The organism is Streptomyces sp. P9(2023) (genome assembly GCF_032436795.1).
Taxonomy (GTDB): Bacteria; Actinomycetota; Actinomycetes; order Streptomycetales; family Streptomycetaceae; genus Streptomyces.
The window spans coordinates 50,018-66,739 of record NZ_JAUPWM010000013.1 but is presented as its reverse complement, the minus strand read 5'-3'; the positions used below and the strand labels follow the sequence as shown (position 1 = coordinate 66,739).

12 protein-coding genes are annotated in these 16,722 nt (G+C 71.3%); 10 read left to right on the top strand and 2 right to left on the bottom strand.

The window, feature by feature from the left end:
• Positions 1-110 precede the first annotated feature (110 nt).
• The 7 genes from Q5762_RS19180 (at position 111) to Q5762_RS19150 (ending at position 10,404) form a co-directional block, all read left to right on the top strand.
• Entirely contained in the window at positions 111-1,562 is a 1,452-nt protein-coding gene (locus tag Q5762_RS19180; RefSeq protein WP_315893375.1) for a DUF4192 domain-containing protein, read from the top strand.
• A 115-nt stretch (positions 1,563-1,677) separates the two neighbouring features.
• Positions 1,678-3,729, top strand: a complete 2,052-nt coding sequence (locus Q5762_RS19175; protein ID WP_315893374.1) for a glycogen debranching N-terminal domain-containing protein — start codon at positions 1,678-1,680, stop codon at positions 3,727-3,729.
• Between the two features lie 109 nt (positions 3,730-3,838).
• A complete protein-coding gene (locus Q5762_RS19170; RefSeq protein WP_315893373.1) occupies positions 3,839-4,603 on the top strand; it encodes an NUDIX domain-containing protein in 765 nt (254 codons plus the stop codon).
• A 119-nt stretch (positions 4,604-4,722) separates the two neighbouring features.
• Positions 4,723-6,465 (top strand): ATP-binding cassette domain-containing protein, encoded by a 1,743-nt coding sequence (locus Q5762_RS19165; RefSeq protein WP_315893372.1) that lies wholly within the window; start codon positions 4,723-4,725, stop codon positions 6,463-6,465.
• A 160-nt stretch (positions 6,466-6,625) separates the two neighbouring features.
• Entirely contained in the window at positions 6,626-7,513 is an 888-nt protein-coding gene (locus tag Q5762_RS19160; RefSeq protein ID WP_315893371.1) for a FadR/GntR family transcriptional regulator, read from the top strand.
• 392 nt (positions 7,514-7,905) lie between these two features.
• Positions 7,906-9,453, top strand: a complete 1,548-nt coding sequence (locus Q5762_RS19155) for an RNA polymerase sigma factor (protein ID WP_315893370.1) — start codon at positions 7,906-7,908, stop codon at positions 9,451-9,453.
• Positions 9,454-9,585: 132 nt separating this feature from the next.
• Positions 9,586-10,404 carry a serine protease gene (locus Q5762_RS19150; RefSeq protein WP_315893369.1) on the top strand — a complete coding sequence of 273 codons (819 nt, stop codon included), beginning with the start codon at positions 9,586-9,588 and terminating at the stop codon, positions 10,402-10,404.
• 115 nt (positions 10,405-10,519) lie between these two features.
• Here Q5762_RS19150 and Q5762_RS19145 read toward each other — a convergent pair whose 3' ends face one another.
• Positions 10,520-10,750, bottom strand: a complete 231-nt coding sequence (locus tag Q5762_RS19145; RefSeq protein WP_137992866.1) for a hypothetical protein — start codon at positions 10,748-10,750, stop codon at positions 10,520-10,522.
• Between the two features lie 432 nt (positions 10,751-11,182).
• Between Q5762_RS19145 and Q5762_RS19140 the strand changes: the two genes are divergently transcribed.
• Complete coding sequence (locus tag Q5762_RS19140; protein WP_315893368.1) at positions 11,183-13,300, top strand: DNA topoisomerase IV subunit B; 2,118 nt, start codon at positions 11,183-11,185, stop codon at positions 13,298-13,300.
• Here Q5762_RS19140 and Q5762_RS19135 read toward each other — a convergent pair.
• On the bottom strand, positions 13,297-14,388 hold the full coding sequence (locus tag Q5762_RS19135) for an IS630 family transposase (protein WP_315893367.1): 1,092 nt from the start codon (positions 14,386-14,388) through the stop codon (positions 13,297-13,299). The two genes, Q5762_RS19140 and Q5762_RS19135, sit on opposite strands and share 4 nt — an antisense overlap.
• A gap of 220 nt (positions 14,389-14,608) precedes the next feature.
• On the opposite strand from Q5762_RS19135, the gene Q5762_RS19130 reads away from it, so the two are divergent.
• The gene (locus Q5762_RS19130; protein ID WP_399495205.1) at positions 14,609-15,121 is read left to right on the top strand and encodes a DUF485 domain-containing protein; all 513 of its coding nucleotides are present in this window, start codon (positions 14,609-14,611) and stop codon (positions 15,119-15,121) included.
• A complete protein-coding gene (locus Q5762_RS19125; protein WP_315893366.1) occupies positions 15,118-16,716 on the top strand; it encodes a cation acetate symporter in 1,599 nt (532 codons plus the stop codon). Before Q5762_RS19130 ends, Q5762_RS19125 begins: the two co-directional genes overlap by 4 nt.
• The last annotated feature ends 6 nt before the right edge of the window (positions 16,717-16,722 follow it).

Below are 16,722 nucleotides of genomic sequence, written 5' to 3'. Positions count from 1 at the left end.
GGACAAAGCGCGAACGAGCCGCCCGGGCTGTGGAAAACCCGCTAGGGCCGTCACCGTGAGTTATCCACAGGGCTTTCGGAGTCGGCGCTCGGTGCGAGACCGTCGTGACCATGAACACGAACCCGCACGAATTCCGTGGAACGACCGAAACCCAGCAGATCACGCTGCGCGGCCCCGCCGAACTCGCCGACGCCCTCCCCTTCATGCTCGGCTTCCATCCGACCGATTCCGTCGTCCTCGTCGCACTCCACGGCGAGCTCGGACGCTTCGGCGGCCGGGTCAGGCTCGGCATCCCGCGGGCGGCGAAGGAATGGCCGTCCACGGCGGAGCACCTCGCCGAGTGCCTCGTCGACGGATGCGTCCGGAGCGGTACGCGGCCGGACGGCATCGTCGTCTTCGTCTGCCAGGACCCGGCACCGGGCGAGACGGGCCGCCATGTGATGGAGCGGCTGCGTCCCTTCGCCCAGCGCCTGCGCACCGCCTGCGGCGCCCTCGACATTCCCGTCTACGAAGCGCTCTGCATCTCCGACGGCCTGTACTTCTCGTACTGCTGCCCCGACACCCGCTGTTGCCCGCCGGACGGCACGCCTCTGGCGCTCACCGGCACGTCCGTCATGGCGGCCTCGGCCGCCTACGCCGGAATCCAGGTGCGGGGAACACTTCGGGAGATGGAGGCACGGCTCACGCCCAAGGCGCCGTCGGCCGAGGAGGAACGGCAGCGCAGGGCCCTGGACAAGGCCGCGGCCCAGATCGTCCCCCGCATCTTCGACGGTCCGCCCGGCTCGGGACGGGCGGAGGTCAGGGAGACGACCCTCAGGCTCGCCCGCGAGATCCTCCGTCGCTTCGACCCCGACCCCGACCCCGACCCCGACCCCGACCCCGAGCCCGCCGGGGCGGGCGCCGACGGCACGCGGCGGACAGCCGTGCCCACGCGGGAGCGCGGCACCGGAACGGCCGAGCAGGACGCGGCCGACGACGCGACGATCGACGCCGACGAGGCCGCCGCCCTGATCCTCGGGCTTCAGGACCGCGAGACACGGGACCAGGCCGCCGAATGGATGGAGGGCTGGGAAGGCACCACGGCGCTACGGCTGTGGCGTGCGCTGGCCCGACGCTGCGTCGAACCGTTCGGCGAGCACGCGGCGGCGCCGCTCACCCTCGCCGGCTGGGTGGCCTGGTCCACCGGCGACGAACCGGCCGCCCGGGTGGCCCTCGGGCTCGCCCTGGACGCCGACCCCGAGTACGTCTTCGCCCGCCTGCTGCACCAGGCCTGCAACGAGGGGCTCGACCCCGAGTCGCTCCGGAGCTGTCTGCGCCAGGAACGGGGGTCGAGGACGGCTGCCGCGGAGACGCCCGACAATTCCTGTCCGGTCGTACTCCAGGGCGCACGCCCAGCAGCCGACAGGGGCAGCAGGCCGGTGAAATCGGTGAAGTCGCCCAGGAAGGGCACGCGGCCGGCCGGTACCCGTCCCGGCAACGGCTCGCCCCAGCGGGTGCGGGGAGCGGCGGCCCGGCAGGGCGGGCAGCGCGGTGGACAGCGAGAGACGAGGAGCGGGCGATGACGCCCGTGACCAGGCCGCCCACAGCGGCGTTCACCTCTGTGGCGGATCCCGACGACCCGTGCCGCCCACGCCTCACCGGCAGCCCGGATCCCACAGAGAGCACCGCACACCACCCATGGCCTCCCGTCCCGCCCCAGCCCCCGGACTCCCGGCCGGACAGGCGCCAGCCGTCGGCCTCACGCCCCCTGCCGCCGCGCGACCGGGGGAACCGCCCTCGGTGCACCACGTGCTCCTCTGTGTGGCCCTGCCCGCCCTCGCCGTCTCACCCGAGCATGGCCAGCTCACCGGACGCGGCCTCGAAGGGGTCTATGCCTCGGGGCGCCGCCTCCTCGCCCGCTCGGTGCTGCGGGTGGCCGGCCGCCAACCCCTTGCCCTCCAGGGGCGCCAGGCCGGCGCGGACCGTGCGGTCTTCCTCTCCGTCGTCCGTACGGCGGGAGACATCGGGCCCGACCCGGGTATCTCCGTCGAGCGCTCACGCGACGCCGAGGGGACCGAGCGGATCACCCTGCGCAGTTCCGCCGGGAGACCCCTCCGGATCCCGGTGGAAGTCGCTCTGGGCACGGATCTCGCGGACCTGGGCGCCGTGGCGGCCGGGCGGGCGGGACCGGAACTCGCGGCGAGCGTCCACGGCACGGGCATGCGCTGGACAGGTGGCGACGGACGGTACGCCGCCGTCAGCGCCGACCCGTCTCCGACGGACGCGCTGGCCGCTGCCGGGATTCTTCGCTGGGAGGTCGAGCTGGCGCCCGGGGCATCCCGGACCATCGAGCTCAGAGTGCGCGGGGACCGGGCGCCGCGACTTTCAGGGGCCGTGGGCCCCGCGACGGGGCGACCCGGGGGCGTCGTCCTCGCGGACGCCCGTGCCGAGGGGGACGATCCCCGGCTCGGCGAACTCCTTCGGGTCTCCCTCGACGACCTGCGGGCCCTCCTCCAGCGCGACCCGGCCCACCCGAGCGACGTCCACCTCGCCGCCGGAGTGCCATGGCGTTGCGGACCGGTCACGGCCGAGGCGCTCTGGGCCGCGCGCCTGGCCCTCCCGCTCGGCACCCGTCTCGCCGTCTCGACGCTCCGCGCCCTGGCGCGCACCCAGCTCGACAGGCCGGGGCCGGCGGCGGGGCGCATCCCGGGCCCTCTCAGGGACGCCGGCCCCTTCCTCCCTCCTCGCTGCACGGGCATCGAGGCCACCCTCGCCTTCCCCGCCGTGCTCGCCGAGGCGAGGCGGTGGGGACTGCCCGAGCAGGACCTCATGGAGCTCCTTCCCGCGGCGGAGCGGTGCCTCCGGTGGCTCCGCGCCGCGGCCGACGCGCAGGGGTTCGTCCCGGACCCGGGACCCGCCGGGCCGTGGCGGGCCGAGACCCAGGCCCACGCCCACCGCGCGGCCCTGCTCGGCGCCGACCTGCTCGACGGGTGCGGCCGACCCGGGGGAGACGACTGGCGGGAGTGGGCCCGCGCGCTGCGCGAGCGGTTCCGGACCGAGTTCTGGCTCGACGACCGGTCCGGTGGCAGGCCCGCCGCCGCCCTGGTGCCGGGCGGACGGCCGTGGACCCAGCTTGGCGGCTGGGCGGCCCACCTTCTCGACACCGGCCTCCTGGGCGGCGGGCGGTACGCACCCGGTCTGCTGGACAAGGCGGCCACCGAACAGCTGGCCCGGCTGTTGGGCACGCCCGCGCTGGACTCCGGCTGGGGACTGCGCAGCCTCGGCGCCAAGGAACCCGGCCACAACCCCTTCGGGCACCGGGCCGGTGCGGTGCGGGTCCATGAGACGGCGGTGGCCGTGGCCGGTCTCGCCGCGGCGGGTTACGAGAGGGAGGCGGCGTCCCTGCTGCGGGGGAGCCTCGACGCGGCGGAGGCGTTCGGCTACCGGCTGCCCGAGATGTACGCCGGGGTCCTGCGGACGGCCGGGGCCGTCCCCGTTCCGCACCCGACGGCCTGCCGGCCCGCTGCGGTGGCCGCCGCCGGCGCGGTCCACCTCCTCACGGCCCTCGTGGGCATCCGGCCGGACGCCCCCGGTGGGACGGTCGCCCTGCACCCCGTCCGGTCGGCTCCGCTCGGGGCGGTACGGCTGTCGGGGGTCCGGGTCGCCGGGGAGCCCTTCGCCGTGCGGGTGAGCAGGCTCGGCCTGGGCATGGTCGAGGAGGCCGCCGACGGCCTCCAGCTGGGGGTCTGACCGGATGTCGCACGCGAGGACGGACGAGGTCCCGGGGGAACGAGAAGAAGTCACCGTCGATGCAGGAGAGGGGCGTGTTTATCGTCAGGAAGACGACTATGATCACGGCATGCCTCCCTACGACCCGTCGGCCTTCCCGCCCTTCGCCGTCACCGTCGATCTGGTCGTGCTCACCGTGCGGCGTCACGCCCTGTGCGCCCTGGTCGTACGGCGGGGAGAACCGCCGTTCCAGGGCAGGTGGGCCCTGCCTGGGGGCTTCGTCCGGGCCGACGAGGACCTGGGCGCGGCCGCCGCGCGAGAGCTGGTGGAGGAGACCGGGCTCTGCGTCCACGACCCTGGGGCCGCGGCGCCCATGCCCAGCAACGGTGCCCACCTGGAGCAGCTGGCCACCTACGGCGCCCCGGAGCGCGACCCCCGGATGCGGGTGGTCAGCGTCGCCCACCTGGCGCTCGCCCCGGATCTGCCCGCCCCCCGCGCGGGCGGGGACGCGAACAGCGCCCGCTGGGCCCCGGTGGAGGAGCTGCTGGGCAAGGACGGGTCCGTCGAGGACTGGCAGGCAGAGCCGCTCGCCTTCGACCACGCGCGGATCCTCGGCGACGGCGTGGAGCGGGCCCGCTCGAAGATCGAGTACTCCTCGCTGGCAACGGCCTTCTGTCCGCCGGAGTTCACGGTCGGCGAGCTCCGGCGGGTGTACGAGGCGGTGTGGGGTGTCGCGCTCGATCCGCGCAACTTCCACCGGAAGGTGACCGGTACGCCTGGCTTCCTGGTTCCGTCGGGCGGCACCACGACGCGTCAGGGCGGGCGTCCCGCACAGTTGTTCCGGGCCGGTGGGGCGACGCTGCTCAACCCGCCGATGCTCCGCCCCGAGGTCTGATCGCTCCGCTCCGGGGCGACCCGAGGCCCCAACCCTGCACCAAAAGTCCGAAATGTAGCGTTATCTTGCTTCGATAGCCGCCCTGCCGCGGAGCGGTCTCACCTACCGCGAGAGAAGCGATGCTCCAGGCCATCGGACTCACCAGCAGCCCCCGCCGTGACCTCCCGCCCGCCGTCGACGATCTCACCTTCGACGCCCGCCCGGGTCAGGTCACCGCCCTCCTCGGCCCCGCCGAATCGGGCAAGACCACGACCCTGCGCCTGATGCTCCAACTCGAGCCGGGCCGAGGCGTCACCTACTTCCGCGGCCGGCCCCTCCAGCGCATCGCGCACCCCGCCGGCGAGGTGGGGGTGCTGTTCGGCGACGTCCCCGGACACCCCTCGCGGACCCTGCGCAGCCAGTTGCGGATGCTCAGCGCCGCGGCCGGGGCCCCCGCGTCCAGGGCCGACGAGATGCTGGAGTTCGTGGGGCTCGCCGGGCTGCGCGATCAGCGCGTCGGCCGGCTGTCCCGCGGCATGGACCGTCGACTCGGCCTCGCCTCGGCCCTGTTGGGCGAGCCGCACACGCTGCTGCTCGACGAGCCCGGTGCCGGGCTCTCCGCACGCGAGCGCGCCTGGCTGCACGAACTCCTGCGTGCCCACGCCACCGAGGGCGGCACGGTCCTCTACACCACCGAGGATCCGAAGGACGCGGCCCGCAACGCGGACCGGGTCGTCACTCTCGACAAGGGGCGACTCGTAGCGGCCCAGGACGCGGCCGACTTCGCCCACTCACGGCTGCGGCCGCGCGTGGCCGTCCGCACGCCCCATGCGGCCCGGCTCGCCGCCGCCGTCACCCAGGAGGCGCGCGCCGCGCGCCGTACCGTCGAAGTGATCACCGAGCGGGGCAACCGTCTGTCCGTCTACGGCAGCGACTGCGCCGCGATCGGCGAGACCGCGTTCCGCCACGGCGTCCTCATCCACCGACTGACCGACGAGGTGGGCGACACCCACCTCGTCGCCTCCGGTGCTCCGGCCGACGCGGATCGACTCCCCGTGACCGAACGGCGGCCCGTGCCGGCCGCCCGGCCGTCCGAGCCCCGGCGGCCGGTCCGATCGCCGCTGCGGCCGCTGACGTACGAGATCCGCAGGCTGCTCGGCGTACCGGCGACACCGCTCGTCGCGGCGGCGGTCCTCGTCGCCTCCGTGGTGATCTCGGTGCTCCTCGCGCGCAGTGGCAGGACGCCCATGCCCACCGTCCTCGCCGGCTGGCCCGCGCTCTCGCCGCTGCCTCCCGCCGCCCTGGGGGCGGGACTCCTCGGCGCCTTCTCGTTCGGGGACGAGTACCGCTACCCGGCTCTCACGACCGGCCGGGGAGTCGTGCCGCGCAGGCTGGGGCTGCTGCTCGCCAAGCTCACGGTCGCGGCGGCGGTGGCCGTGGTCCTCGCGGTGCTCGTCGTGGTGGCCGACCTGGAGGCGCTCCGCCTCGTCTACGGCGGTGATTTGATTCCCGTACCCGAGAACTGGCCCGCGCTGTGCGCGAGTTGGCTCGGTCTGACTGTCGGCTGCGCCTGGGCCGGGGTGCTCGGGGCAGGGGTCTTCCGGGTCGCCGCGGCGGGCGTCGCCGCGGTGCTGGCGGTGCCCGTCGTCGTGGCTCCGCTGCTGCGGCAGGCGACCTCGGGCCCCGCGGGCCGGTCGATCGCCGGACTCCCCGGCCGGCTGCGGGAATTCGTCAGCGCGGAGTGGCCGGCGGCGGCCGACCGCTGGCTGCTGGGAGCGCTGCGCGTGGTCGCCCAGCCCGTGGGGGTGGCGCTGGCGGTGGCGTTGACAGCGCTGCTCTGCGCGTATGTGATCAGCGGCCTTCATCGCAAGGCTCATTGGTGATCACTTCTCGACTGATTGCGTCCGCTTCCCTGGCAACTCTCTTAAAAATGCCGGGGTATGTCCGATTAATCGTCAATTGTGTAGGGGGCGCCGATCACCCTTTCGTGTGCTTTTCACCAAAGACCTCAAGGGTCACGAGAGCGACGCCGACAAAGGATGCGTGAGTACCCTTGCGCACACCATGATGACCGCCGCCCGCCCCGTCGACTCCGGCCTCGGCGCCCCGGGCGATCTCGATCGATACCCGTACGCGGAGGCGCCCGTCGCCGAGCGCGTGGGTCCGCCCTCCTGGGAAGGGGTGGAGACGGACCTCGGCCGGGTCGGTCGTCGCAGCGCCGGCAGCCGTGGCCGCGGACTGCACGGCCAGCTCGTCCAGCAGCTGGGCCAGATGATCGTCTCCGGAGACCTCGGCGCGGACCGTCCGCTCGTCCCGGAGGAGATCGGTCAGCGCTTCGAGGTCTCCCGCACCGTCGTGCGCGAGTCGCTGCGCGTCCTGGAGGCCAAGGGCCTGGTCAGCGCCCGCCCCAACGTCGGCACCCGGGTCCGGCCGGTCAGCGACTGGAACCTGCTGGATCCCGACATCATCGAGTGGCGCGCCTTCGGCCCGCAGCGCGACGACCAGCGCCGCGAGCTGAACGAGCTGCGCTGGACGATCGAGCCCCTCGCCGCCCGGCTCGCCGCGGGGCACGGTCGCGAGGACGTCCAGCAGCGGCTCTCCGACATGGTCGAGATCATGGGCCACGCATACGCCCAGGGCGACGGCATCACCTTCTCCCGCGCCGACGTCGAGTTCCACTCCCTGCTGATCCAGCTCGCCGGGAACCGCATGCTGGAGCACCTGTCCGGCATCGTCGGCGCCGCGCTCCAGGTCTCCGGCGGCCCGGTCACCGGCTGTGACCGCCCCGGCGAGTCCTGCCTGTCCCACCACGCGCGCATCGCCGAGTGCCTCGCGACCGGTGACGCGCAGGGGGCCGAGGCGGCCATGCGGCAGCTGCTCACCGTCCACCCGGAGGTGGAGCGCGTCGTGCCCGCTCCGCGCGAGCACTGACGCGCGGGCCGTGGCCGGGCACGCGAGGCGTACGCACGCATCCGCATCCGCTTCACCGGAGCCGTGCGGACCGCGCGGCACCCGGGGATCGTGACGAGACCCGGGGCCGGCGGGAGCTCCGGCGGCGCGAATGTACGATGAACATCCGTTCTATCCGTTTCGTCGCACATGGGGTGTGACTCGGGCCACGCGGATTGGGCGTAACACTCCTCGAAGCCGTGCGATGACTTAAGAGGTGACAGCCGAGGAAGGAATACAGCCGCCGTCTCAGGCGCTGTGCAGTTCCCCGGTCCAGCCCGCGCCGTCGGCACATTCCCCGTCGACGGTCGTCGGCTCCGGCCCGATCATGGGCGGGGCCGGAAGCCGTTTTCCATCGTTCCGAGAGGTTGTTCGTGTCGGCCAGCACATCCCGTACGCTCCCGCCGGAGATCGCCGAGTCCGAGTCTGTGATGGCGCTCATCGAGCGGGGAAAGGCTGATGGGCAGATCGCCGGCGATGACGTGCGTCGGGCCTTCGAGGCTGACCAGATTCCGCCAACCCAGTGGAAGAATGTTCTGCGCAGCCTCAACCAGATCCTCGAGGAAGAGGGTGTGACGCTGATGGTCAGTGCAGCGGAGTCGCCGAAGCGCGCCCGCAAGAGCGTCGCAGCGAAGAGCCCGGCCAAGCGCACCGCCACCAAGACCGTCACCGCCAAGACGACCGTGACGAAGACCGTCTCGGCCGCCACGGCGGCCCCGGCGGCAGAGAGCGCGGACCCGGCCGACGAGGCCGGAGCGCCGGCCAAGAAGGCGGCCGCGAAGAAGACCGCGGCCAAGAAGACGGTCGCGAAGAAGACCGTCGCCAAGAAGACGACGGCCAAGAAGACCGCCGCCAAGAAGGACGCCGACGAGGTCGTCGAGGGCGAGGAGCTCATCGACGACGTCGCGCCCGGCAAGGGTGAGGACGAAGAGGCCGAGGGCGAGAACAAGGGCTTCGTACTGTCCGACGACGACGAGGACGACGCCCCGGCGCAGCAGGTCGCGGTCGCCGGTGCCACCGCCGACCCGGTCAAGGACTACCTGAAGCAGATCGGCAAGGTCCCGCTGCTCAACGCCGAGCAGGAGGTCGAGCTCGCCAAGCGCATCGAGGCCGGTCTGTTCGCCGAGGACAAGCTGGCCAACTCCGACAAGCTGGCGCCCAAGCTCAAGCGCGAGCTGGAGATCATCGCCGAGGACGGCCGCCGCGCCAAGAACCACCTCCTGGAGGCCAACCTCCGCCTGGTGGTCTCGCTGGCCAAGCGCTACACCGGCCGCGGCATGCTCTTCCTGGACCTGATCCAGGAGGGCAACCTGGGTCTGATCCGCGCCGTCGAGAAGTTCGACTACACCAAGGGCTACAAGTTCTCCACGTACGCCACCTGGTGGATCCGTCAGGCGATCACCCGCGCCATGGCCGACCAGGCCCGCACCATCCGTATCCCGGTGCACATGGTCGAGGTCATCAACAAGCTCGCGCGCGTCCAGCGCCAGATGCTCCAGGACCTGGGCCGCGAGCCCACTCCGGAGGAGCTGGCCAAGGAGCTCGACATGACCCCGGAGAAGGTCATCGAGGTCCAGAAATACGGCCGCGAGCCGATCTCCCTCCACACCCCGCTGGGTGAGGACGGCGACAGCGAGTTCGGTGACCTGATCGAGGACTCCGAGGCGGTCGTCCCGGCCGACGCGGTCAGCTTCACGCTGCTCCAGGAGCAGCTGCACTCGGTCCTCGACACGCTCTCCGAGCGTGAGGCCGGCGTGGTCTCCATGCGCTTCGGTCTGACCGACGGCCAGCCGAAGACGCTGGACGAGATCGGCAAGGTCTACGGCGTGACGCGTGAGCGCATCCGCCAGATCGAGTCGAAGACCATGTCGAAGCTGCGCCACCCGTCCCGCTCGCAGGTCCTGCGCGACTACCTCGACTAGTCCGCGGTCGTACGAGCCGAAGGGCCCGGTTCCCCGAAAGGGGACCGGGCCCTTCGGCATTGCGCGGGTGCACGACGGCAGGGCCTGGACGACGCTGGGTGAACCGACATCACCGGAGAGTCAGGAGGCTCTATGCGTCGCCCCATCGCCCGAGCAGTGACCACTGCCCTGGGCCTGATCTCGGCGGCGGCCGGTCCGTTCGCCGCCACCGCTCCCGCGGCCGCCGACAGCGTCGTGGTCGGCGGGCAGCCAGCGGCGACCGCGGACGCTCCCTGGGCCGTGGCGCTCTCCAGCCGTGACCGGTTCGGAGGTACGCGCGGGGGTCAGTTCTGCGGAGGTGTGGTGGTGGCCCCCACGAAGGTGCTCACCGCGGCCCACTGCATGGGCCGGGAGGTCCTGGGAGGCGAACCCTGGCAGCTGTCCGACTTCAAGGTCATCGCGGGCCGCAGCGCCCTGCTCGGCCAGGGCGGACAGGAGGTCCGGGTCTCGGAGACGTGGATCAGTCCGGAGTACGACCCGACGGCCAACACCAACGACCTCGCCGTGCTCACGCTGGCGAGCCCGCTGCCGCAGTCGTACGTGATCGGGACCGCCGTCCCCGGTGACACGGCCGAGACGCCGGGGACGGCGGCGGACGTGTACGGGTGGGGGGACGCCACCGGAAACGGGACCTACGCCTCCGCCCTGCGCTCGGCGCGGGTACAGGTGCTGCCCGACGCCGCGTGCGAGCGGGCCTACCCGGGCGGCTTCGGAGCCGCGTACCAGGCCGGCACGATGCTGTGCGCCGGCGATCCGCAGGGCGGCAGGGACGCCTGCCAGGGGGACAGCGGCGGGCCGCTGGTGGCCCAGGGACGGCTCGTCGGCCTGGTGTCCTGGGGCAGCGGCTGCGGGCAGCCCGAGAACCCGGGCGTCTACACCCGCGTCTCGACGGTGCTGCCGGCGAACTTCTGAGCCTTCTCGCACGCGCACGAGAGGGCGCGAGAACGGGCGGCCACCCCCTGAACACGGGGGTGGCCGCCCGTCGTCCGGTCAGCGACCGGCCCATGGCTCGTCGTGATGCGAGGCGTCAGCGGTCCTCGTCTACTGCCTTGGCCGGCACGTCGGTGAGCCGGTCCGTCTCATCCTGTATTTCCGCGGCGATCTTCTTGAGTTCCGGCTCGAACTTGCGACCGTGATGGGCGCAGAAGAGCAAGTCACCACCGCTGGTCAGGACGACGCGCAGGTACGCCTGGGCGCCGCAGCGGTCGCAGCGGTCAGCGGCCGTCAGGGGGCTCGCGGGGGTCAGAACAGTAGTCACGTCGCCTCTTCTCTAGCTCGACGAGCTGTCGTACCAGGGTCAACATCCAACCAGGCCGAAAACGTTCCCGCTCGTGGCTTTTCCTCGAAACTTCTTCCCGAGGTGGCTGCTGCTGCCGGTTGGCGGCGAATGAGCCGTATTGCTTCGCTCTACGGATTTCGCATTGCTTGTCTCGGTTTCGTCCTCCCGGCTGGGTTGCCGGTTGTTCATGAGGACGTGCCCGGAGCCTAAATGGTTCATGCCTGGAAGGGAACGTGATGTTCGCGTCACCCCTTCGAGGGATCGAACACCCATGCGACTCTGCACTAGCATGAGAAATCAGGAGGGTGGCGTGACAACGGCTCTACCAGGCATCGGTACCCTCTGACCGGTGACCGACGCCGGGCCTTACCCCACCGGGCCAGTTTTCAAATTCAGCGAGGAGCGAACCGCGTGACCGCCGAAACGTCCGTGCCGTCCAGTGCGCTGCTGACCGCAGACCGTGACGGTTCCAACTACACCGCGCGGCACCTGCTCGTACTCGAAGGGCTCGAAGCGGTCCGCAAGCGCCCCGGAATGTACATCGGGTCCACCGACAGCCGCGGCCTGATGCACTGCCTCTGGGAGATCATCGACAACTCCGTCGACGAGGCTCTCGGTGGCTACTGCGACCACATCGACGTGATCCTCCACGAGGACGGCTCCGTCGAGGTGCGCGACAACGGCCGGGGCATCCCGGTCGACGTCGAGCCCAAGACCGGGCTCTCCGGTGTCGAGGTCGTCATGACCAAGCTGCACGCGGGCGGAAAGTTCGGCGGCGGCTCGTACGCGGCCTCCGGCGGTCTGCACGGCGTCGGCGCGTCCGTGGTGAACGCGCTCTCGGCCCGGCTCGACGTCGAGGTCGACCGGAACGGGGCCACCCACGCGATCAGCTTCCGCCGCGGCGTCCCCGGGATCTTCACCGAGCAGGGCCCCGACAGCCCCTTCGACCCGGCCAACGGCCTGCTGAAGGGCAAGCGCGTCCCCAAGACCCGCACCGGCACCCGCGTGCGGTACTGGGCGGACCGGCAGATCTTCCTCAAGGACGCCAAGCTCGCCCTGGAGAGCCTGCACCAGCGCGCGCGGCAGACCGCCTTCCTGGTGCCCGGCCTGACCATCGTGGTTCGCGACGAGCGGGACCTGGCGGGCGTGGGCAAGAGCGAGGAGATGTTCCGCTTCGACGGCGGCATCAGCGAGTTCTGCGAGTTCCTGGCCCAGGACAAGGCCGTCTGCGACGTGCTGCGGCTGACCGGCCAGGGCACCTTCAAGGAGACCGTCCCGGTCCTCGACGACCGCGGGCACATGACGCCCACCGAGGTCACCCGTGAGCTGGGCGTCGACGTGGCCCTGCGCTGGGGGACCGGCTACGACGCCACGGTCAAGTCCTTCGTCAACATCATCGCCACCCCCAAGGGCGGCACCCATGTCTCGGGCTTCGAGCAGGCCATCACCAAGACGGTCAACGAGGTCCTGCGCTCCGCCAAGATGCTGCGGGTCGCCGAGGACGACATCGTCAAGGACGACGCCCTGGAGGGGCTCACGGCCGTCGTGACGGTCCGGCTCGCCGAGCCGCAGTTCGAGGGGCAGACCAAGGAGGTGCTCGGCACCTCGGCGGCCCGCCGGATCGTCGCCAACGTGATCGCCAAGGAGCTGAAGGCCTTCCTGACGTCCACCAAGCGTGACGCCAAGGCCCAGGCCCGGGCCGTCCTGGAGAAGGCCGTGGCGGCCGCCAGGACCCGTATCGCCGCCCGCCAGCACAAGGACGCGCAGCGCCGGAAGACCGCGCTGGAGTCCTCCTCCCTGCCGGCCAAGCTCGCCGACTGCCGCAGCGACGACGTCGAGCGCAGCGAGCTCTTCATCGTCGAGGGAGACTCCGCGCTCGGCACCGCCAAGCTCGCCCGCAACAGCGAGTTCCAGGCCCTGCTGCCGATCCGCGGCAAGATCCTCAACGTCCAGAAGTCCTCGGTCTCGGACATGCTCAAGAACGCCGAGTGCGGGGCGATCATCCAGGTCATAGGAGCCGGCTCGGGCCGGACCTTCGACATCGACGCGGCCCGCTACGGCAAGATCGTCCTCCTCGTCGACGCCGACGTCGACGGCGCGCACATCCGCTGCCTGCTGCTGACCCTCTTCCAGCGCTACATGCGCCCCATGGTCGAGGCCGGCCGGGTCTTCGCCGCCGTGCCGCCGCTGCACCGGATCGAGCTCGTCCAGCCCAAGAAGGGCCAGGACAAGTACGTCTACACGTACTCGGACAACGAGCTGCGCCAGACCCTGCTCGAGTACCAGCGCAAGGGCATCCGCTACAAGGACGCCATCCAGCGCTACAAGGGCCTCGGAGAGATGGACGCCGACCAGCTGGCGGAGACCACCATGGACCCGCGCCACCGGACCCTGCGCCGGATCAACATCGGAGACCTGGACTCGGCCGAGCAGGTCTTCGACCTGCTCATGGGCAACGACGTGGCGCCCCGCAAGGAGTTCATCACCAGCTCCGCGGCGACGCTCGACCGTTCGCGGATCGACGCCTAGTGACCTGAGTCAGAGATTCGTCGGCAGTAGGTGGCGACTTCGTCGAGGATCTCGTCTGCGGTCTTCGTCCAGACGAAGGGCCTGGGATGCTCGTTCCAGTCGGCGAGCCAGGTCCGGATGTCGCGTTCGAGGGCTTGGACGGAGCGGTGGACGCCGCGTTTGAGCTTCTTCTGGGTGAGCTCGGCGAACCACCGTTCCACCAGGTTCAGCCAGGACGCGCTGGTCGGCGTGAAGTGCAGGTGGAACCGTGGGTGGGCCAGCAGCCACCGCTTGATGTCCGCTGTCTTGTGGGTCGCGTAGTTGTCCAGGATCAGATGCACCTGCAGATCAGCTGGGACTTCTTTGTCGAGCTTGGTCAGGAACTTCTTGAACTCCGCCGCCCGGTGGCGTCCGTGGAGGGAGCCGATCACCTTGCCGGTAGCGGCCTCGAGGGCGGCGAAGAGGGTGGTCGTTCCGGCCCGGACGTAGTCGTGGCTGCGGCGTTCGGGAACGCCGGGCACCATCGGCAGGACCGGCTGGGACCGGTCCAGGGCCTGGATCTGCGACTTCTCGTCCACGCAGAGAACCAGGGCCTTCTCCGGCGGATCGAGATAGAGGCCGACGACGTCACGGACCTTGTCGATGAACAGCGGGTCGGTGGACAGTTTGAACGTCTGCGACCGGTGCGGCGCCAGTGCGAACGCCCGCCAGATCCGCGAGACCGTCGACTGCGACATGCCTGTGGCCACCGCCATCGACCTGGTCGACCAGTGGGTGGCGTTCTTCGGGGTCTCCTCCAGCGTCTTGACGATCACCCGCTCGACATCAGCGTCGGTGATCTTCCGTGGGACACCGGGCCGCGGGTCGTCACACAAACCGTCCAGTCCCCGCTCGATGAAGCGGCGTCGCCAGGTGCGGACCGTGTCCGGAGTGATCCGCAGCCGGCGGGATACCTCCATGATCGAGTGGCCTTCGGCGCACTCCAGCACGATCCGCGAGCGTTGGGCCAGAGCCTGGGCCGTCGTGCGGCGACGCAACCAGCCCTCCAGCACAGCCCGCTGGGCATCAGTGACCGACAACGGCGGAATCTTCGGACCCGGACGACTCATGCCCGATTAACGACGAATCTCTGACTCAGGTCACTAGGGCCTGTCCGGCGGACCCTGGCCCGGGCCGACCGGTACGCATATCGGTCCGGGCTCGTCTCACCAACGGGGCAAACCATCACCTGATGGGGTGAAGCGGAGAGGGAGAAGAGTCCTGGATCTTCCCGCTCTGTCCATCCTTGGCACGCGGCCGAAACGGTTCGCTGACAAGGAGAGTTCACCGGTGGAGAAGCACGAAGGGCCGGGCGTCCCCGCGGTGCGGATGGACGACCCCTGGTACGACGCACTCGCCTCCGGCTGGGGCGAGTCGGTCGACGCGGAGACACCGGCCGCCGAGGCCGGACCGGCCGCGACGACGGCCGGAACGGTACCTCTGCAGCAGCCGGACACCGGCGGGGCCGACATCTATCTGCAGGTCCAGCGCAGCCCGGCGTTCCAGGAAGTACGCAGCCGCTACCGGCGGTTCGTGATCCCGGCGGCCCTCGCCTTCCTCCTCTGGTACCTCGCCTATGTCGTCGCGGCGACGGCGGCGCCCGGTCTGATGGCCCGGCCCGTCGTCGGGATGGTGAACGTGGCGATGCTCGCCGGGCTCGGCCAGTTCCTCACCACCTTCCTGCTGACCTGGGCCTACGCCCGGCATGCCCGGCTGCGCCGGGACCGGGCGGCGCTCGAGCTGCGCTGGACCGTGTTCGACGAGACGCGGGCGCACGAGATGACGCGGGGCGCGCGGCCGTGACCAACGACCATCAGATGCTCGCGCTGCTGCTGTTCAGCGTCTTCGTCGCCGTGACCCTCGGGATCACCACCTGGGTGAGCCGCAACCGGCGCGGCTCGGCGGAGGAGTTCTACGCCGGAGGACGGCTCTTCTCGCCTCTGGAGAACGGTTTCGCCATCGCGGGCGACTACATGTCCGCCGCCTCCTTCCTCGGCATCTCCGGTCTGATTGCCCTCTTCGGCTACGACGGCATGCTGTACTCCGTCGGCTTCCTCGTCGCCTGGCTGGTCGTCCTCCTCCTGGTCGCCGAACTGGTCCGCAACTGCGGCCGGTTCACGCTCGCCGACGTCGTCGCGGCCCGGATGGCGGAGCGTCCCGTCCGGATCGCCGCCGGAACCTCCTCCGTCACCGTCTCGGTGCTCTACCTGGTGGCCCAGATGGTCGGCGCGGGCAGCTTGGTCGCCCTGCTCCTCGGGGGCACCAGCGAGGCCGCCCGGTCCTGGACCGTGATCGGCGTCGGCGCCCTGATGGTGATCTACGTGTCGCTCGGCGGCATGCGGGCCACCACCTGGATCCAGATCGTCAAGGCCGTGCTGCTCATGGCCGGCACGATCGCCCTCACCGTGCTCGTCCTGCTCCGCTTCCACGGGGACTTCAACGAACTTCTCGCCACGGCCGCCGAACGCAGCGGACACGGACGGGACTTCCTCGCACCGGGACTGCGCTACGGCGGCGAGTGGACGGCGCGCCTGGACTTCATCAGCCTCGGTCTCGCGCTCGTCCTGGGCACCGCGGGCCTGCCGCACATCCTGTCCCGGTTCTACACCGTGCCGACCGCGCGGGCCGCCCGCCGCTCGGTCGTCTGGTCCATCGGACTCATCGGCGGCTTCTACCTCATGACCATCGTCCTCGGCTTCGGCGCCGCCGCGATCATCGGCCCCGACGCTGTCCGCGCCTCCAACGCCGCCGGGAACACCGCCGTACCGCTGCTCGCGCTCGACCTCGGCGGGGGAGCGGGCTCGACCGGCGGCACGGTGCTGTTCGCGATCGTCGCCGCCATCGCCTTCGCCACCATCCTGGCCGTCGTCGCCGGGATCACGCTCGCCTCGTCCGCCTCCGTCGCCCACGACCTGTACGCGTCGCTGCGCCGCCGGGGCGCGCGGGCGAAGCCGTACAGCGAGGTGACGGTGGCGCGGATCGCCGCGGCGGGGATCGGTGTGGCCGCGATCGGGCTCGGTCTGCTCGCCCGGGACCTCAACGTGGCGTTCCTGGTCGGGCTCGCGTTCGCGGTCGCCGCCTCGGCCAACCTTCCGGTGCTGCTGTACTCGCTGTTCTGGCGGAACTTCACCACGCGCGGCGCGGTCTGGTCGGTGTACGGAGGGCTGGTCCCCGCCGTGCTGCTCGTGGTCTTCTCGCCGGTCGTCTCCGGCAGCCCCGAGGCGCTCTTCCCGGGCGTCGACTTCCATGTCTTCCCGCTCCAGAACCCGGGGCTCGTCTCCATCCCGCTCGGCTTCCTGGCGGGCTGGATCGGCACGGTCACGTCCTCCGAGCCGCCGGACGCGGCCAAGCACGCGGAGACGGAGGTCAGGGCGCTGACGGGCGCCGGGGCGGTGTGACGCAGG